This window comes from Nitrospirota bacterium (assembly GCA_030645475.1).
GTDB lineage: Bacteria > Nitrospirota > Nitrospiria > Nitrospirales > Nitrospiraceae > Palsa-1315.
Map to the genome: position 1 here is coordinate 101979 of JAUSMA010000015.1, position 18193 is coordinate 120171.

Sequence of the window (18193 nt, forward strand, 5' to 3'; positions counted from 1 at the left end):
AGTACTCACCCTCCTGCCTACGAAGCCCACACACTCACCGGGGAAAATTGGCGGGGCCGACGGGATTTGAACCCGCGACCTCCAGATTGACAATCTGGCGTCCTAACCAGCTGAACGACGGCCCCTCGAAACTCAACGTATAGCGGAAGATGTAAATGACAAGACGATATCTAGCGGTTGGTCCCGTCTGAAGTTCTTAATTCTTCGTATCGTATCTATCCTGTCCCCTTAACCCAGCAATTCCCTGGTAGGCGGAACAGGGATCGAACCTGCGACATCCACCGTGTAAAGGTGGCGCTCTGCCAACTGAGCTATCCGCCCGATTTTCTTAACAAGCTGGGCGGGATGCTACCAAGTCCACCTCCCCATGTCAACCGAATCTCGCACTCTTCTTGCATTTTTTAGCCATCACCTGCTCCGCACACATGAATCGGGGCTTCTTCGGTTATTTTTTCTGTCCAGGCCGCCGGCCCGTCCTGGGAAAATAGGTGTCATGCACCCGCTTCAGACGTCCCCGCTCGACATGGGTATAAATCTGCGTGGTCACAATATTGGCATGGCCGAGCATGACCTGCACAGAGCGAAGGTCGGCCCCGCCTTCGAGCAGATGCGTGGCAAACGAATGCCGCAACATGTGCGGTGAAATCACCTGTGTGATCCCAGCTCGCTGCGCACGCCCTCGCAATAATTTCCAAAAGGCTTGCCGCGTCAGCGGACCGCCACGCCTTGAGACAAACAGATACCGCGATGTCCGTTGTTTGAGAAGCTCCGACCGCACGGTACCCACATACTCCTGCAGCAGTTGCCTGGCCCCTTCGCCCATCGGCACCAAGCGCTGCTTCGCCCCCTTGCCCGTGACCCGGAGATAGCCGACATCAAGATTCACCTGTGCGACTTCAGCCATCACCAATTCAGACACGCGCAGCCCCGTCGCATAGAGCAACTCCACCATCGCACGATCACGTCGGTCTTCAAGAGTAGGGATTGCTACCAGATCCAATAACGCCGTGACATCCTGCTGCGACAATGTTTTGGGCAGTCGAATGCCGCGAGTGATCGCAGGCAGACTGATGGCAGGGCTTTCCTCAATCATTCGTTCCTGCATCAGGAACCGGAACCATCCGCGGATTGCCGACAGACAGCGGACGGAGGAGGCGCGAGACAACCGGGCCTCCTGCAACGAATGAAGAAACCCCGTCAGCATCGCCGGCGTGAGCGGTTGAAGCAATACGGCGCCGGTGCGATGCACATAGGCATGGAACTTACTCAGATCGCGTCGGTAAGCTTCAATCGTGTTGACGGAGAGACCACCTTCCACTCGAAGATGGCGCAAGTATCGCTCGACCAGCGGGTCCAACATCATCGGTTCGATGATAGCCAATCACTCTCATGAACACAACGAGCCATACGGGACTTTCCTTGACACCCCCACAAGGTTTCCGATAGTAGTCACCTGCGTACCACAAGTCCGTTACCCCTCTAGGAGCCCATGGCCCGCCCGTTGATAGCGACGCCCCCACAGCGCATCTCTCCCCTCTTGGCATGCCGGGGCCTGGCACTCGCCCTTGCCTGCACCCTGTTCTGGCCAATGGGGTTCGCGCTCAGCTCTGCGGTCTATGCCCAAACGGGAACACCTGCCACGGCGAGCCATCCGACCCTGAACCAGGCGAAACGCCTGATCGATACAGAACGGGCGGAGGAAGCCATCACCCTCCTTCGTCGTTTCCTGACGACCTCGCCGAAACCCGACCTGCTCGACGATACCTATCTCCTGCTCGGCGCAGCCCTCTATGGGTCACAACAGTATGGTGAGGCCCTCAAATACTTGCAGCAACTGCAGACGGAGTTTCCTGAGTCCGAGGTCTCAGACCGCGGCAAGATCATGCAGGCCCGTACCCATGCGGCGATGGGCAACCTCGACCTGGCGCTCCCCATTCTGACCAGTCTCCGCACCCTCTCGAAAGATGACGTCACCAGACGCGAAGCCCTGCGCCTAAGTGGGGATTTCTACGCGCAAAAAAAAGACACCATCCATGCCATCCAGGCCTGGCTCGATGAAATGGCGTTGGGCACCGAGGACCAAGCGGAAGACGCGAGGACCCGTATCCGCGAGTTCGTCAACGAGACATCGGACCGCAAACCTCTCGAACGAATCCGGGAAACCTTTCCTCGCAGCTTTCCCGGCGATCTCGCCTCGCTCCGCCTCATCGACGTCTATGTCGGCCGGGGCGAAGAACACCAGGCCGTCCGGCAAATCCAGCAATTTCTCTCAAGCTTCCCGACACACCCGCAGGCGGCCGGCACCTCGGAGCTGCTCACGACACTCCAAGCCAAACTCATGTCCCATCAGTTTTTCATCGCCTCGGTGTTGCCGCTCTCCGGAAAACTCGCTCCCTTTGCCACCGAAACCCTCAACGGCATCCAGTTGGCCATGGAAGCACATAAAGACAAGGCCGGCGTCCCCTCGATTGGTCTCATTGTCAAGGATTCCGAATCCGATCGAGCGTCGTTTTTAGACGATTTCTCCGGACTTCTGAGCAACAATCGCCTCCTCGCCGTCATCGGCCCGCTCTTGTCCAAACATTTGCCAGTGATGGCTGAACTAGCCGGGCGAGCCCACACCCCCTTGATCACGCCGACCGCGACCGTCCCCAACGTCAGGAGGCTCGGCTCCTATGTATTCAGCACCTCGCTCACGTATCAGCTCCAAGCCAAACGCATCGCGGCCTATGCCATCGGGGAACAGGGCTTCCGGCGGTTCTGCATCCTGCATCCCGATACGGCCTACGGCCGCGAATTAGCCAGACTGTTCGCCCAAGAGGTCCGCCAGCACGAAGGGGAAGTGATCGCCATCGAGTCCTACAAAGAGGGCGAGGCCGACGTGAGTGCGCAGCTCAAGCACATGAAAGCCGAAGATCTCAAACGGTATGGTTTATCCGTGCCGGTCGATCAGACCAAGCTGACAGGAAAACCGACCAAGATGGACAGGAAGATTCTCTACACGCCAGGCTTCGATGCGGTCTTTATTCCAGGCCGCGCAGCCGACGCCGGACTCATCGCCGCCCAGCTCAATTTTCACGACATGAAAGTGCCCTTCTTAGGCACCAATGGGTGGAACTCGCCGGACTTCGCCCGCACGGCCGATTCGTCGATCGACGGAGCCGTGTTCGTCGACGGCTTCTTTGTGGACAGCCCCAACTCCGGGGTGCAGGATTTTGTCGAACGATACAAAAAACGATTTCAAACCAACCCGACCCTCTTCGCCGTACAGGGCTACGATGCTGCAAAACTCGTGATCGACGCCATCCGAAAAGGCGCGACCTCCGGCGAAGCCATCCGCGACCAGTTGTTGACCCAACCGGACCTCGCCTCCCTCACGGGGCCGGCGGCCTTTGGACCGGACGGAACCTTGAATCGGCCGCTCTTCCTCATGCAAATCAAACGAGGTCGATTCCACCAGGTAAACTGAGAAAGCGACCCCATGAACTCCCTACCCCACATCCTGCATACGATCTCCTACATGGCGCTCCCACTCCTCTTCGCCATGGTCTTGCACGAATATGCCCATGGGTGGGTCGCCTATCGATGCGGGGATTCCACCGCCAAACTCCAAGGCCGGCTCACAATGAACCCGCTGGCACATATCGACCCATTCGGCACCATCATCCTGCCGCTGATCTGCCTGGCCATACCGGGAGGCTTCTTCCTCGGGTGGGCCAAACCGGTCCCCGTCGACCCCCGCTGTATGCATCAACCACGTCGTGACATGGCACTCGTCGCAGCCGCAGGCCCGGCCATGAATCTCGCGCTGGCCATCGTGAGCGCCCTGCTCTTCGCCATCCTCCTGTCGATCGAGCCCACGGTTGGAGACTACTGGTCCAAGTCGGGAGAGACCGGCTCGCCGGACACCTGGCGCAGTAAACTGCTGCTGCCTATCGCCGTAATGGCAGTCTACTCCGTCTTGATCAACGTGCTCTTGATGCTCTTCAACTTGCTGCCGCTGCCGCCCCTGGATGGCGGAAGGATTCTCACGAGCCTGCTCCCGCCCACTGCAGCGATGGCCCTCATGCGCGTGGAGCCCTATGGCATGTTCGTCCTGATGGGATTGATCATCTTGGATCCACAAATCCACCTCATCCATACCGTCACCGGCACCTTGACCCACAGTCTGTCAAACACGATCCTCTCCACCGCCATCGGTCTCGGCACAGGAAATACACCATGACGTCACCCAAGAAACGAGTTCTCAGCGGCATGCAGCCGAGCGGGCTGCTCCATCTCGGCAACTATCTCGGCGCGTTGGAGAACTGGAAAGGCCTTCAGAACGACTACCAATGCTATTTCTTCGTCGCGGACTGGCATGCACTCTCGTCGAACTATGCCGACACCAGCCGCATCCGTGAATTCGTCCGGGAGTTATTGATCGACTGGCTGGCCGCAGGCATCGACCCCGCGAAAGCGACGGTCTTCGTGCAATCGCGGATCCCCGAGCATGCAGTCTTACATCTCTTGCTCTCGATGATGACGCCTGTCTCCTGGCTGGAGCGGAACCCGACCTACAAGGAAAAGCAGGAAGAGATTACAGATCGCGACATGACCACCTACGGGTTTCTCGGCTATCCGGTCCTTCAAGCCGCGGATATTCTCCTCTACAAACCCGATTTCGTGCCGGTAGGGAAAGACCAACTCCCGCATTTGGAGCTCACCAGAGAACTGGCCCGCCGGTTCAATAGCCTCTACAAGCCGGTGTTCCCAGAGCCCATGGAACAACTGACCAAGTATCCGAAAGTGCTCGGCACGGACGGCCGGAAGATGAGCAAGAGCTACGGCAACACGATCAACCTCTCCGACGCCGAACCGGTCGTGCGCCAAAAACTCAAAACGATGGTCACCGATCCCGCTCGCGTCCGTCGCCATGACCCCGGGAACCCGGACCTCTGCCCTGTGTACGATTTTCACAAAATATTTTCATTGCCGATGATTCAGGAGCAGATTAATACGGAATGCCGGACCGCTGCCATCGGCTGCATCGACTGCAAGAAGCTTGTAGCCGATCGAGTCGTGGAACGCATGACGCCGATGTGGGACGCGCGGGCGGTCCTGAGCAAAGATCCCGCATACCTGAACGACATCGTGACAGAGGGCAGCCGCCGGGCCGGCGAAGTCGCCAAAGCAACCCTCCACGACGTGAACGAAGCGATGAACATTTCAATGGGGTGAACGATGCGGCACGGCAAACGGTGGCAAGGTGGGCTCGTCCTCTGCGCCCTCGTCGGAGGGCTCTCAGGCTGCGGAAGCTGGATGCATTCCGACAAGCAGTCCGTCACCATTTTTACCAACCCGCCTGAAAGCACGGTCGTCATCGACGACTATCTGCACCTCACAGCCCCGGGCACCGTCACGCTCAGCCGCAAAGGCAACCACCTCGCGCAGGTCGTCAAAGACGGCTATGAACCGACCTCCTTCAAAATCGATCGCACCTGGTCCTGGTGGGTCGTCGGAGACATTTTCGGCTGCTTCATTTTCTTTTCCCCCATTTGCATCATGAACGACATCGACCAGGGCGGCTACTATACCTTCGACGACAAGATCTACCTGACGCTTGAACGCCGCATAGAATCTGCCCCATCCACATCGAAATAGCCGACCGAGCTAGCCTAGTTTCTGCGCAAGGAGATTCAGCCACCGTCCCTTACGCTCGCAGTTCGTTATTATTTTTAGTTCAAGGATTTCCCATCCGGCGCGCCGAACCGCACGAGCGAGTTCGTCCTTTCTCCAGCGAGCGAAGTAGCGCCCGGGAACCCACCCGTCCGTCACGATGCCGCTCTTCATGCCATAGGTCACCGTCGCGGCCAAGAAGCCGCCTGGACGAACAAGACGGCACAGGTCGATCAGGACCCGCCGTGCAACCGGTTTCGGGAGATGCATCAGCGAAGCGGCGGCCCAGAGGCCGTCGAACGACATCGCTTGAAATGGGAGCTGGCGGAGATCGGCCAGGACTAACGGCAACGAAGGATCCCGGCATCGTCCCTCCGCGAGCAACGCCTTGGTACGATCCAAACCGACAACACGATAGCCGCGCCGGCGAAGATTGCTCGCGTCCTGCCCTCCCCCGCAACCGAGATCCAGCAGCCTCGCATCGACGGGGAGATGCCTGAGCCATTCAGTCAGTAACGGAGGGCGGCGAAGCCTTCGCTTGCTCCAACGAGCCAGACAATCCCCAGCGGACCGTTCATAGGCGGCGATCGTCTGCAAGACCACTTGAGTTGTGCTATCGTGAGGTGAGCTGCGAAGCGCCATTTATATCGCGAGGAAACAAACGATGACCGCACTGCTGTTGGCCGTGATGCTTCTGGGAGTGAGTTGGGGCAGCGCATGGGCTGTCGACCCGCCCTGCGACAAGTATCCCGCAACCAAGCAGACCACATGTGCAGCGGTCTGGAAAGAGCTAAACAAGGAAGACGGCCCCTCGATCTCACAGTTTGGACTGGCCCAACTGAAGCGGCGCGAGGAAGGCAAAATCAACGCCCAGCAACACCTCGCGGAGAACATGGCCTTCATCAAACAGTCCACCGAGAAACGCCTCGAACGGCTCCGCGTCAGAATGGAAAAAGAATAACCCTGTGCCTGCCACGAACTAAATCCTGAAGAACTGATTCGACTCCTTCTCCACTCCGATTTCAGTCTCAGGGCCATGCCCCGTCACCACCGTCGTCGCATCATGAAGTGAGTAGAGCCGCTCGCGAATCGACCGCTCAATCGTATCGAAGTCCCCGCCCCAGAGATCGGTCCGCCCGATGCTGCCGCGGAAGAGCGTGTCGCCAGCGACAACCATGTTGTCGTTCGGGAAATGAAAGCTCATGGAGCCGGGAGTGTGGCCTGGCGTATGGATGGCGACCGCAGACATCTGGCCGACCAACAGCTTCTCCTCATCCTTGATCCAGTAATCCGGCAGCGGAACCGGCACGTAGGCCACGCCGAACATCTGACATTGCATTTCAAGATTCTTCCAGAGCTCAAGATCGTCCTGATGCAGGCAGATCGCCGCCCCGGTCGCCTTCTTCATTTCTCCGGACGCGAGAAAATGGTCGAAATGGGCATGGGTATGGAGAATATGCGTGACCGTCAAGCCAAGCTGCTGCACCTCGCGCAAGATTCGTTCATGCGCGCCGCCGGGATCGACGACGATCGCCTGCTTCGTCACCGGATCGCCGATGATCGAGCAATTGCAGCCGAGGGGCGGGACAGAAAATGTTTTTCGAATCAGGGTCGGAGTCATATTCGCATGCTATCGTTCTCGCCCCTCAGGGCGCAAGGTTCGGTTCGCCTTCCGGCTCTTGCTCTTGCTCTTCCTCAACCTGGATGGTCCAAGCGACGGCGGTATCGAACTGCCTCCAGGTTTGTCCTTGACGACGAAACCACACGAGAAATCCCGCTCCGCTGCCATCGGGACGTAGGACCTCGACATACTGCAAGGCCTGATCGTTGCGGACGTTTCGAGCCACGCGAGAAAAGGCCAGGCGCTCCAACAGCGGTGAGGCCTGAACCTGTCTGGCATGGGCCACTGTCACGGGACGGGCCAGAGACACTTCAGGCTCTTCAATCTGATCCCCCGTGGCAAACCGATAGCCGACCCCAAAGTGAAATCGCCCTTCGAGCCGGCTGGATGCCCGATTGACCGAGATGAATGCCCGGATCAGATCCAACGGCAGTTCGCCCTCGAAATACTCCTGCTCCTGAAAGACTCCGATCGTCGTCGGCTCCTCCTGATCCGGAGACAGACGAAGCCGCGTCAGCCGTTCGATCACGACCAACTGTGTGGCTGACGTGAGAAACGTGCTCGTCACCACCTGATCGTAGAGCGGGTAATCTTCAGCTGGAATGCGGTCCGATTCCGTGACCGCTCCCGACAGACCGAGCAGCACATCCGCACAGAGCAGCGCCATCACGAACAGGACCAGGCGAGTCATCATGAATCGAGCATACCGTCCTGCAGGACGCAGGGTCAATTCATGGATTCCAGCGTGGACAAGTCGACGTGAAGCGTGGATAATCGCGCGGATTAGCCGGAGGAACCTGACGTGCAACATAAGACGCAATCGAACCAGTCGCTTCTCTGGATCGGAGCCATCGCGCTCTGTCTCTCAACCAGCAGTTGCAAGCCGGACGACTCGCCGTTCAAAGCCGACAATGAGTCGCTCCGCAAGCAATTGGCCAAGCAGGAGTCGGTGGTTACCTCGCTGCAGGACGGCAACAAAGTCATGCAGCAACAGATCGATCTGCTGAACCAGGAGTTACGCGACGCGAAAAAATCGACTGAGAGCGCCAAGGCCGAAGCCAAAGCCGCCGCCGACAATCTGACGGTACAAGTCGCCCAGACCAAAAAACTGAGCGCGGATGTTCAGAAGACCGCCGCCGCGCACATCGCGCAGAATATCCACGTCGAGGAAAAAGGAACCCAGATTGACGACATTCCCCGCCCCTTAAGCGCCGTCGCCAAAATGGTGGAAGAGGCCCTCAGCCGCAATGGATACCACATCAAGGTGAGCATCAAGACCGATCAGAAAGCAGTCTACGTCACGGAGAGGAAAGTCTCCCCTCCGGCCTCGTTGGAAGTCGCGGGCTTCCGGAATCAATATGTGGTGTCGCTCCATACATTGCCCTCGAACGTCACCCGGCTCAGCGTCAAGGCCGACTTCGAAAAGCTGGCTCAGGGTGGACGCATCCTCAGCGTGAGCGCGGAAGAGGCCGCAGAAATCGAGCGGAGCCTCATCGGGGAAATCAACAAGGCTTTAGCCGCCGCCAACAAGACCTGATGCGCTACTCACGTCCAGGGCTCGCAGCCGCATTCGCCCTCCTCCTCATCGTGGGAAACCCGCAGGCCGCGGGAGCCGGAGCGAAATCGTCACCGGAACTGGCTCGCCATTTGACCGGGATCGCGGCACTAGCCCAGCCGTCACCGCTGATCACCATCCCAGCCGGACCGTTCTTGCTCGGCAGCAAACGAGTCGACGACGATCCCTATGGCCATTGGACGCAGTTCGACGATACGGAACTGCCTCAACATCGAGTCTGGATGGATGCCTACGCGATCGATCGCGATGAGGTGAGCCTCGGCGAATATCTCGTATTTCTCCACCAGCGAAAACTTCACCCCTCGGACGAGCTGCAAAAGCTCATCTGGCACGTGATCACGATTCACTCCGTGACAGACGAGACCCTCAGCCGGTGGCCGGCGCTCTATGTCACCTGGGCCGAGGCCAAAGAATTGTGCGGCGCAACAGGCAAACGGCTCCCGACGGAGGCGGAATGGGAAAAAGCGGCGCGAGGACCGGACGGCAATCTCTTCCCCTGGGGCCAAGCCGACCCCGACCAAACCCGCGCCATGTTCGGCCAGCACCACGTCCATGAAATCCCCATTCTCGCAGCCGTGGATTCAAACGAAGCCGGGAAAAGCCCCTTTGGGCTCCATCATATGGCGGGGAACGTCGCCGAATGGGTGCAGGACTGGTTCGGATTCGATTACTACGCCTATATGCCGGAGCGTAATCCACCAGGCCCCACCAGCGGCCGGTACAAGAGCCTGCGCGGCGGATCATGGAGAAGCAATCCGATCATGCTCCGCACCGCCACACGCAGCGGGGCGCCTATGGATCAACGTTCCCCGGCAATCGGCTTCCGCTGCGCACAATCGCCCGGCAACAAGGCGCCTTAACCCCACGCAGCAATGCGCCCTTTTCTTGGTGAGGCGCGAGCCTCGTGTTAGCATTTCTCTCCTATGGCTCTATCAACCAGTGTCCACGATCTCCGCACCCTGATCCGCTCGTACCATCCCCTGATCGTCATCGAGACGGTGGAAGAAGAGCGGGTGCTCACCTTGCTGCAATCCGTGGCCGCGCAAGAACGCATGCCCCTCTTCGAATGGTCCGTCACCAGAGGGCTCACCCGCACCGACGACAGCCCCAGCCTGAGCAAGATGACCGCCACCCCGCTGGCCCTCCTGCAGCACCTCAACGGGTTGACCGTGGAAGGAATCTTTTGGCTCAAAGACCTTGCGCCCCACTTGCAAGAGGCGGCTGTTGCGCGGCAGTTACGGGAAGTCAGTCAACACTTTGGCCGGTCACGTGCGACCTCTGTGTTGACCGGCCATCCGATCGCCCTGCCGCTCGACCTCGAACAGATCGCCGTGCGGCTCGACTTGCAACTGCCGGATCGAGACGAACTCCAATCCATGCTCCAGAGCGCACTGCAGTCGCTCGGTCCCAGAACCTCGCCCCATCGCCCGCGATCGACCACCGTCGTACAAAGTATTCTCCGCTCCATCAGCGACTCCAAGCCGGCGGACCAGGGCGCCTCGGCGGACGAGCGTGACGCCATCCTTCGCGCGTTACAGGGGCTGACGCTCCATCAGGCGCGCCAGGTCATCACGCAATGCGTCGTCGAAGACGGCACCCTCTCCGCCGACGACGTACAAAAGATTCTGAAGCGCAAGGTACAGGCAATCAAGGACGGCGGACTGCTTGAATATTATCCGCTTGAGGACAACCGGTTCGAACTGGGCGGGTTCGTCAATCTGAAATCCTGGCTGGAACGAGCGAAGGTCGGTTTTACCTCGGAAGCCAAGGCGCTCAATCTCGCGCCCCCTCGCGGCATCATGCTGGTGGGCGTGCCGGGCTGCGGCAAATCGCTTGCGGCGAAGGCGATCGCGCGGGAATGGCAGCTTCCGCTCCTCAAGCTGGACGCAGGCCGGTTGTTCGATAAATTCGTCGGCGAGTCGGAAAAGAACTTCCGCAAGGCGATCGAAACGGCTGAGTCGCTCTCGCCCATCGTCCTCTGGATCGATGAAATCGAGAAGGCGATGGCCTCAGGGGGCGGAAGCGGCGAAGCCGATGCCGGCTTGAGCCGCCGGCTCTTCGGCGCATTTCTCACCTGGCTTCAGGAAAAGAAGCAAGAAGTCTTCGTCGTGGCGACGGCCAACAATCTTTCGTTGCTCCCGCCCGAACTCCTTCGCAAGGGCCGGTTCGATGAAATTTTCTTCGTGGACCTGCCGGATGATGGCGAACGAGAGGCCATCTGGAACATACACCTCGCCCTCCGCAAACAAAACAGCACGGCATTCGATGTGGGAAAAATCGTCAGCGCCAGCGACGGATTCAGCGGCTCGGAAATAGAACAGGCTGTGGTCGCGGCTCTCTACCGCGCCCTCCATCGAAGAACACCGTTAACCACCGACCTGTTGATTGAAGAGTTGACCCATACTGTGCCACTCTCCGTGACCAGGCGCGAAGATATCGATCAGCTTCGGGAGATGGCGCAAGGCCGGTTCGTCAACGTACGGTGAGACCCATGCGATTCCTCTTCATCCTCACAACTCTCGCGATCGTGACGCTCGTCGGCTGTGCCGGCGTTGCCAGAGATCGCACACAAGGGATCGCGCTGGACAGCCAGGAATGCTGCAGGACGGTGGACGCGACGCCCCGTCAAACGGCCGTCGTCCGCACCGCAACGCAGCTCATCGGCGCCCGCACCATCGACGTGAATGGCCGCCGCATCGCCTACGACTGCGCCGGAGTCACTCGCGCCATTTATCTCAAGCACGGAATCGATCTCTATCAAGGCGGACCCAGCGCCCGTCACGCCAACGGGGTCCGGATCATCCATGCCCATATACGCCAACAAGGCACGTTCCACCAAGGCCCCATGGTCCACCCAGGCGACCTCGTATTTTTCGACAATACCTGGGACTTCAACAGAGATGGCAAGGTGAACGACCCTTTAACGCACGTCGGAATCGTCGAGCGGCAGGACCAGGACGGCACCGTCGTCTTCATCAGCCGCGTAGCCGGCGCCGTTGAACGGTACCATATGAATCTCGCCCTCCCGCATGTGCATAAAACCGCCGATGGCCGAATCCTCAACGACTATCTTCGCCGCAAGGATGCCATCGACCCAGCCGATACCGGCTACCTCGCGGGCGAATTGTTCTCGCAATTCGCCACTCGCATCGAGCCCTAACTAGAAGTTCTCAGTTCGAGTTCGCCGCTCCCAAATCCTCGCACAGCGTGACTCAATGGCCCTCGCCCTCCGAACAACGAAAGATCACCGCGCAGGATGCTCAAAAATACTGTCCAGCAAGGCCGCAGCGAGTGAAGACCGGAGGCGTACCCTCAGGGGTACGTTGAGGATCTGAACGATGCGAGAACGCCGCTGGCAGGATTTTTCAGCATCCTGCTAGCCAAATCCGCAACAGACGCTATACTTCACCAATATGGTCTGTTTCATCGCACTTATTCGCTCCGTATTCCGGGCGGTTCAACGCAGCGCAATACACTGTGCGACAGAGTCCAAGGAGGGACCATGGGACAGACAGCAACCTATTGCAGCGACTGTTACAACAAGGTGGGACGGGCACAGGACCCTCAGATCAAAGCAGCGGAGAGCGACGGCAAGGTCCCGATGACGAAAGAAGGCGCCTGCTGCTCGTGCCAGAAGGCCACCGTCGTGGTCTACTTCGAGGGGTAACCGTCCTGGTCGACCCGGCACCTCTCCCGGCACAAGGAGCCTGCTACACTTACCCTATGGCAACGACCTCACGATCCAGTCGGGCTCCCCACCCCGATCCTCTGCGCCACACGATGCGAGAGGTGCATCAGAAACTGTTGTCGCTCTATAGCGCGTTGATTGTGGCGGAGCGGCTCACCTACGAGCGCATCCATGGCCATATCGACTCGACGGACGAGCTCATCCAGTTGGTGCTCAAAGACCCTTGGTTTACCTGGCTCTGCCCCCTCTTGGATCTGTTGGTCCGGATCGATCAGCTTCTCGAAGACGACGCCTTCGACATCACGAGTGAAAATGTCAAACATCTTGTATCCGAGGTGCGCACGTTGACCCGCCCGTCGATCGAGGGCGACGGATTCGAGCGTGCCTACTACGAGGCGCTCAATCGAGCCCCTGATGTCGTGCTCGCCCATTTCCAGGTCACGCGCGTTCTATTGGCAAAAGCCGCCTAACGTCCTCCCGCGCAATCCACTCGCCTCTTGCCAGCTCACGATCTGTTCATGACACTACAGAATGGAATTGAATCTGCCGATAGGCACATCATGACGGAGATCGGCCTTCGAAAAAAATATTCGACGGCCACCATTTTTATAATAACCTGCTAAAATAATTTCATGTCGTCTGTCTCTCACAAAACCAGAACCAAGCAATCCTGCCCGCTCCGGACGAGACTCCTCGAGGTGCGAGGAGGACTCTTGGGGCTCCATAAGGCCCTCATTCTGGCAGAACAAGTCACCTACGAACGCATCAATGGCCGTGTGGCATCCAGCGGCCAATTGCTGCAACTGGTGTTGAACGATCCTTGGTTTACCTGGCTGCACCCCATCTCTCAACTCGTGGTGAGCATCGACGACTTGCTCGACAATGAGTCAGAACTCTCGCCCGTTGAGGTGGAGCACTTTCTCATAGAAGCCCGAGCCCTCATCCGTCCTTCGGAGGAAGGAGACGGATTCGAACGGTGTTACTACGAAGCGCTTCAGCGGGAACCGGACGTCATCTTCGCCCACGTCGAAGTCAAAAAACTGCTGACCAACATCGCCGCGTAATCCCTTCTGCATCCGTCTGTCATTCCATTTCCACCCCTCAGCGCATAGAACTTCAGGCTATGGGCCTTCGGCCTATCCTGTTCAAACTTGTGTTACCGTGAAATATGCTCTTCATGGAGGCCCTCTATGAATTTCCTGACCCCTCGATTCCTGTGTGTGCTGGCCAGCCTCTGCCTCTTCGCCAGCATGGCTGTGGCCCAAGGCCATCGCGGAGACGTCACGATCGCAGTGATGCACGACAAAATCATCGCGTTGCCGGCCGGCGGGAGAGGGATGGAGGAATCTCTCGGGCTGAATGAAACCGTCATCGTCGCAGAGGCATGGGGACAAACCGCATTTGCCCAGACCACCAACCGGCTCTTGGGATTTCCTTCTGAGCTTCGACGGTGGACAGACGTACAGCTGGACAGCGGGGAAGAGGTCGGACGCCATCACGTCCTACCACGATTAATTCTCGCGCAAAGCGACCGACGGGTCTATGGATTCCAGGAGGGGCGAGGACATTGGACGGCTGAACCGCTCGGAACCAGGGAGACCGTGAAGCAGCTGCATGACCGGGGACATGTCGCTGTGGCGATCACGGCCGAACGCGCCATGGCATTCTCCTCCTACACAGGTGGCATCTTCTCCATCCCCTGGTCGACCGACGAAAAGGTGTTGTCCGTAGAAGACTCACACGACTCTTATATGGTCCGGACCTCGACTCGCATGTTGGTATTCCGCTCACAGAGTACCAAATGGATGGAGGTGAAATAGGCCAAAACAGTCTACGGGCCATCCGGCCCCTCGTCAGCTGAACCGAAAACTTGAGCCTCGCCCCTCACATTGCAGTAGCCACAAATCAAGTTTTTCTCGCCTCTACCGATATCCTCTGTAGAATTCAATACGGAGGTCCTAGCAATGCAACCACGATGTCGTCTTCGAGTGCCGGTCGGCTATGCTGCCCGTATCCAAAGCGATACCGGCGCAGGAGAAGGGGTCTTGCTCGACCTCTCGCCCACGGGCTGCAAGATGCGCAGCGACATTGCGCTGAATGCAGGGGCTTACCTCACATTACACATTGCTGTCGCTCAAGAACCAACCCCCCTCGCAGTGGAAGTCTCGGTGGTGCGCTGGTGTAAAGACGGCCACATCGGCGTAGAGTTTCTTCGGTATAGACAGGGAGACCGTGAACGAGTCACCGACCTTGTCGAGCCCCTGCCACAGACTGAACTATCTGCCCATCCCGATTACGCCACATCGACCTTAACCGCCGTCAGCTCTTAATTCGCTGTTCGTGCGAGACTCGCGAGACTTGCGCGAAACGCGAAGCGAACGAGACCGGAGACAGTTCGAAGTTCGAGGTTTTCTGAACTTCGAACCTAGAACTTCGAACCGCGCCTATCGCGCACATCTTGCCCGTCTCGCCCACAGCTCTACAAACACGAAGGCGGCCGGCCCTGAAGGACCGACCGCCTCGTTTTCAACCTATGCTACCGAGTGGCGCTATCGCTTAGTGCTTCTCGCCCTTGTCGCCCTCTTCGTGCTTGTCGCCATGCTTCTCACGGTCTTTGTGCTTTCCACCCTTCTTATGCTCGCCATCTTTCCGGTGCTTTCCGCTCTTGCCATGCTTTCCCTTCTCGCCTTCGCCCTTAGGCGCTTCCACCGCTGGAGCTGGAGCAGGAGCGGCTGCAGGAGCCGTAACCTGAGGAGCCGGGGCGGCTGGTGCTGCGGCTGGAGCCGCATCAGGCGCTTGGGCCAAGGCACCGGTAAAAGCGTACAACACGGCGGCAGCCGTCAAAGAAGCCACTGTTCTGGTCATGCGAATCCTCCCTGGATTTAGTTCAAATAGTGAGGTGGCAACCACCCCTCGGCCTCATCATCGCAAGGCCAATGCCACGGTTATGCCACAAATCGCTGCAAATTTCTCAAGAAACTAGAAGGTCACCCCTGCCACAGAACAAATCCACTCAAAAAATGAGGCAATATGGCTGGTTCTTCCTCCATCCCGCCCCAACGAGATCAATCGAGTTAGATGACGGTCTGGCAAGGCTTTCAGCCCCTCAACGCCAGATGAATCAGCCTGCGAATTTGAGATCCTATACCTAGGCTGTTCAAAATGGCCGTTCAGCAAGGCCGCAGCGAGTGAAGACCGGAGACGTACCCTCAGGGGTACGTTGAGGATCTGAACGATGCGAGAACGATGCTGGCGGACTTTTTCAACAGCCTAGAGACGTCCTTCGTCGAGTTCGATCGCATCCACCCATGTCGAAGCAGGAGGGAGAGAGCTGACCGCGACGCCACGCTTCTTGGCAACATCATCCAGCCGCCCCTGAAGCCGGGCACGAGTGGCGTCATCTTTCGGACCGGACGACAGCAGCCCCTGCGTCCACTGCGCGATCTCCTCGTGCGAATGCGGCTTGCCATTCGCCACGACCCAGGCGAGCAACTGCTCATCCGTCCCACCGGCCAATACTTGTTGCTCAAACGCCTTCGGATCGATCTGCAGAAAATCGACCAGGTACTTATCGAACCCAGCGGTGATGTAGTTGTAGTCCTGAATCTTGCCTGCATGCCGCAGACGAATCTTATCGATAAACCGCCCCAAGTGGGCAATGCCACCGAGAAGGGCTTTAGGACTACGGGGATAGGTTTGTTGCGTCATCATCATTTCTCCAGATTTGTGATTGTTCAAAACATACAGATGAGGAAGAGAGAAGTCTAGGAGGGGTAATCCACTTGACGAGCGCTGACATGCTGCCGCTGCTCCCCACCTCCCAGAACGGCCCTTCCGGGCTTGGCAGAGCGGAAGCCTTCTGGAATTCCTTCGGCTGCGGTCAACGACCGCAGTACCTCAGTCAGTTCCAGCTTTCCCAGCGCGCATGATCCATGAGGGCTCTACTGCAACTGCAGACACGCCGCTACGACAAGCCAGTATGCTCATAGTCTACATACTGGCGGGCGGGCTCGCCCCTCCCGACCTCAACGTACTGCTTCGAGTACGCCTCGGCCTCTCGGGGCTCCGCGCGCCCGTCTCGCTTGGCGTCTCCACAGTTTCGTAACGAGCCCCCATGAATCAAGCACGCTAGCCAAGCCTCGGTGGGTCCCCGTTCTTCCGGTGAGGTCGCGCGGCAGCATGCCAGCGCTCGGAGAAATCAACGGTTCGTAAATTCTTTTCTTTGCATGAACCTATTCTTTGCCGAGCGCCAGTCTTACGTACACATTTGCGGGTTTAGCGTTGGCGGTAACCGGCCTGCCGGAGGCAGGTTCGGTTGCCAGAAGGGTTAGGCAAATGAATCACTTGCAGCTGAATTGAACTTCAGCACCGGCGAACGAAGAGTAAGGCATATAAGGTTTCGCATCCGAGCTTTGTACTGACATTTGCTTTTCTTGCTTCGCACAGAATGCGGCGGCCTCTTTTAAAATTTCTACTTTCGTTGCGTTTCCGTTGTAAGCCCATGCATCCTCTTTTGCATAGACGTAGTTACCTCCACCGAGATCAACGATGCCTGAATTTGTTGCGCACCCAGACAGTGCCAGTGGGATAAGTGCAACAATAATAATTCGCATATTTACTCCTCGAAGATTGAGTTGCCTAACAATGTTCAGGCCGATCCGCATAAGAGCCGAGCCTGCCATTTCTGTCCGCGTAACACGCCATCAATGATCGTGAACAATATCCCATAATCGACGGGGGTCCTATGCGGATCCGCATAACAGCACCTCCGAAAGGGGGTTCAAAGTCCGTCCAGCGGACTGCGAACAGCCCCTGGCCCTCGGCTGAGCACATGCGTGATGATCATTGTCGTTTTGACGTCGCGATGCCCCAAGAACTCCTAATGGTTCGAATGTCAAAGCCGCTTTCGGGCAGATGCGCGGCAGAAACAACTGTGGCTGCCACCTTTGCTTTCTCCACGAGAGATACAGGAGCCTGATTACTTTATTTTTCCTGCTCAACAAGATGCAAAGTCAAGCAACGCCCCCGCACTTTGACGTGAGGTGCGCGTATACGCGCGTCGCTCTCAATCCGCGGGCTAGACCTTATCACCGACCATCCTTTCGGCGTGTTGTAACAGCTTGACCCAGAACTCCAAACCACCGACGTGCTCCGGTTTAACACCGTCGCCATCGAGAGCTGTTGCGTCAAACGTGAACGTCGAGCCGTTATCAAGGACGATTGGATAAGCATTTCGGTATTTCTGGAACACGAGCCACTTGGGGCGCCACGGATTGTGGGCGAACGCGTTACGCAGTTGGCTCACCATGACTCTGATCCCGACCCGATTAACATCAGTATCAGCTGATAGCTTGTCGAACACTTGATCGAATGTTTCGTCGACAGTGAGGGCAGAGGCGCTAAGCGCAATGAGAACGAGGTTGGACGCTCCGAGTTGGAGGTCTTGAGCTGTTCCTTCCGGAAAGGATGGAAGAAACACGCCAGCACCTCCAGTAATCACACTGACCTCGTGCTTGAATATCCCTGCATCGATCCGACCGGACAGTACCTCGGCATTCAGCCGGAACGCCAAATTCAGAACCGCTTGTGCGGTAGCGATCTTGTTCGCTGGATTTTCGATACCATGACCGCTTGCCATAGAGATCTAACG

General features: G+C 58.0%; 22 protein-coding genes and 2 tRNA genes. 14 read left to right on the forward strand and 10 right to left on the reverse strand.

What is annotated here, in order from left to right; all coding sequences use genetic code 11:
• Positions 1 to 48: 48 nt before the first annotated feature.
• From Q7U76_03530 to xerD, 3 genes are all read right to left on the reverse strand, one after another.
• Positions 49 to 125, reverse strand: a tRNA-Asp gene (locus Q7U76_03530).
• 120 nt (positions 126 to 245) lie between these two features.
• Positions 246 to 321: transfer RNA gene (locus Q7U76_03535), tRNA-Val, on the reverse strand.
• 124 nt (positions 322 to 445) lie between these two features.
• Positions 446 to 1363, reverse strand: coding sequence for a site-specific tyrosine recombinase XerD (gene xerD, locus Q7U76_03540; protein ID MDO8355446.1), 918 nt, complete (start codon positions 1361 to 1363; stop codon positions 446 to 448).
• A gap of 126 nt (positions 1364 to 1489) precedes the next feature.
• On the opposite strand from xerD, the gene Q7U76_03545 reads away from it, so the two are divergent.
• From Q7U76_03545 to Q7U76_03560, 4 genes are read left to right on the forward strand one after another with little or no spacing between them, the layout of a single operon-like run.
• Positions 1490 to 3469 carry a penicillin-binding protein activator gene (locus Q7U76_03545; GenBank protein ID MDO8355447.1) on the forward strand — a complete coding sequence of 660 codons (1980 nt, stop codon included), beginning with the start codon at positions 1490 to 1492 and terminating at the stop codon, positions 3467 to 3469.
• 51 nt (positions 3470 to 3520) lie between these two features.
• The gene (locus Q7U76_03550) at positions 3521 to 4225 is read left to right on the forward strand and encodes a site-2 protease family protein (protein ID MDO8355448.1); all 705 of its coding nucleotides are present in this window, start codon (positions 3521 to 3523) and stop codon (positions 4223 to 4225) included.
• Positions 4222 to 5220: a tryptophan--tRNA ligase gene (gene trpS / locus Q7U76_03555; protein ID MDO8355449.1), complete on the forward strand. Its 999-nt coding sequence runs from the start codon at positions 4222 to 4224 to the stop codon at positions 5218 to 5220. The genes Q7U76_03550 and trpS overlap by 4 nt, the downstream gene beginning before the upstream one ends.
• Before the next feature lie 3 nt (positions 5221 to 5223).
• Positions 5224 to 5643, forward strand: a complete 420-nt coding sequence (locus Q7U76_03560) for a PEGA domain-containing protein (GenBank protein MDO8355450.1) — start codon at positions 5224 to 5226, stop codon at positions 5641 to 5643.
• A gap of 9 nt (positions 5644 to 5652) precedes the next feature.
• Here Q7U76_03560 and Q7U76_03565 read toward each other — a convergent pair whose 3' ends face one another.
• A complete protein-coding gene (locus Q7U76_03565) occupies positions 5653 to 6300 on the reverse strand; it encodes a class I SAM-dependent methyltransferase (protein ID MDO8355451.1) in 648 nt (215 codons plus the stop codon).
• A 22-nt stretch (positions 6301 to 6322) separates the two neighbouring features.
• On the opposite strand from Q7U76_03565, the gene Q7U76_03570 reads away from it, so the two are divergent.
• Positions 6323 to 6619 carry a hypothetical protein gene (locus Q7U76_03570; GenBank protein ID MDO8355452.1) on the forward strand — a complete coding sequence of 99 codons (297 nt, stop codon included), beginning with the start codon at positions 6323 to 6325 and terminating at the stop codon, positions 6617 to 6619.
• Between the two features lie 18 nt (positions 6620 to 6637).
• On the opposite strand, the gene Q7U76_03575 is transcribed toward Q7U76_03570, so the two are convergent.
• Together Q7U76_03575 and Q7U76_03580 are read right to left on the reverse strand one after the other, a co-directional pair.
• Complete coding sequence (locus tag Q7U76_03575) at positions 6638 to 7279, reverse strand: MBL fold metallo-hydrolase (GenBank protein ID MDO8355453.1); 642 nt, start codon at positions 7277 to 7279, stop codon at positions 6638 to 6640.
• A gap of 25 nt (positions 7280 to 7304) precedes the next feature.
• Entirely contained in the window at positions 7305 to 7973 is a 669-nt protein-coding gene (locus Q7U76_03580) for a hypothetical protein (protein ID MDO8355454.1), read from the reverse strand.
• Between the two features lie 108 nt (positions 7974 to 8081).
• On the opposite strand from Q7U76_03580, the gene Q7U76_03585 reads away from it, so the two are divergent.
• The 9 genes from Q7U76_03585 (at position 8082) to Q7U76_03625 (ending at position 14873) form a co-directional block, all read left to right on the forward strand.
• Positions 8082 to 8816, forward strand: a complete 735-nt coding sequence (locus Q7U76_03585; protein ID MDO8355455.1) for a hypothetical protein — start codon at positions 8082 to 8084, stop codon at positions 8814 to 8816.
• Positions 8816 to 9715, forward strand: coding sequence for an SUMF1/EgtB/PvdO family nonheme iron enzyme (locus Q7U76_03590; GenBank protein ID MDO8355456.1), 900 nt, complete (start codon positions 8816 to 8818; stop codon positions 9713 to 9715). The genes Q7U76_03585 and Q7U76_03590 overlap by 1 nt, the downstream gene beginning before the upstream one ends.
• A 63-nt stretch (positions 9716 to 9778) precedes the next feature.
• The gene (locus Q7U76_03595) at positions 9779 to 11341 is read left to right on the forward strand and encodes an AAA family ATPase (protein MDO8355457.1); all 1563 of its coding nucleotides are present in this window, start codon (positions 9779 to 9781) and stop codon (positions 11339 to 11341) included.
• A 5-nt stretch (positions 11342 to 11346) separates the two neighbouring features.
• Positions 11347 to 12015: a hypothetical protein gene (locus tag Q7U76_03600; GenBank protein ID MDO8355458.1), complete on the forward strand. Its 669-nt coding sequence runs from the start codon at positions 11347 to 11349 to the stop codon at positions 12013 to 12015.
• Positions 12016 to 12357: 342 nt separating this feature from the next.
• A complete protein-coding gene (locus Q7U76_03605; protein ID MDO8355459.1) occupies positions 12358 to 12522 on the forward strand; it encodes a hypothetical protein in 165 nt (54 codons plus the stop codon).
• Positions 12523 to 12578: 56 nt separating this feature from the next.
• Complete coding sequence (locus tag Q7U76_03610) at positions 12579 to 13013, forward strand: hypothetical protein (protein ID MDO8355460.1); 435 nt, start codon at positions 12579 to 12581, stop codon at positions 13011 to 13013.
• 162 nt (positions 13014 to 13175) lie between these two features.
• Positions 13176 to 13607 (forward strand): hypothetical protein, encoded by a 432-nt coding sequence (locus Q7U76_03615; GenBank protein MDO8355461.1) that lies wholly within the window; start codon positions 13176 to 13178, stop codon positions 13605 to 13607.
• Positions 13608 to 13733: 126 nt separating this feature from the next.
• Entirely contained in the window at positions 13734 to 14363 is a 630-nt protein-coding gene (locus Q7U76_03620; protein ID MDO8355462.1) for a hypothetical protein, read from the forward strand.
• A gap of 144 nt (positions 14364 to 14507) precedes the next feature.
• Complete coding sequence (locus Q7U76_03625; GenBank protein ID MDO8355463.1) at positions 14508 to 14873, forward strand: PilZ domain-containing protein; 366 nt, start codon at positions 14508 to 14510, stop codon at positions 14871 to 14873.
• A gap of 226 nt (positions 14874 to 15099) precedes the next feature.
• Here Q7U76_03625 and Q7U76_03630 read toward each other — a convergent pair whose 3' ends face one another.
• From Q7U76_03630 to Q7U76_03645, 4 genes are all read right to left on the reverse strand, one after another.
• Positions 15100 to 15408 carry a hypothetical protein gene (locus Q7U76_03630; GenBank protein MDO8355464.1) on the reverse strand — a complete coding sequence of 103 codons (309 nt, stop codon included), beginning with the start codon at positions 15406 to 15408 and terminating at the stop codon, positions 15100 to 15102.
• A gap of 405 nt (positions 15409 to 15813) precedes the next feature.
• The gene (locus Q7U76_03635; protein MDO8355465.1) at positions 15814 to 16254 is read right to left on the reverse strand and encodes a DUF5069 domain-containing protein; all 441 of its coding nucleotides are present in this window, start codon (positions 16252 to 16254) and stop codon (positions 15814 to 15816) included.
• 629 nt (positions 16255 to 16883) lie between these two features.
• Positions 16884 to 17156, reverse strand: coding sequence for a hypothetical protein (locus Q7U76_03640; protein ID MDO8355466.1), 273 nt, complete (start codon positions 17154 to 17156; stop codon positions 16884 to 16886).
• 464 nt (positions 17157 to 17620) lie between these two features.
• The gene (locus Q7U76_03645) at positions 17621 to 18181 is read right to left on the reverse strand and encodes a hypothetical protein (protein ID MDO8355467.1); all 561 of its coding nucleotides are present in this window, start codon (positions 18179 to 18181) and stop codon (positions 17621 to 17623) included.
• Positions 18182 to 18193: the final 12 nt, after the last annotated feature.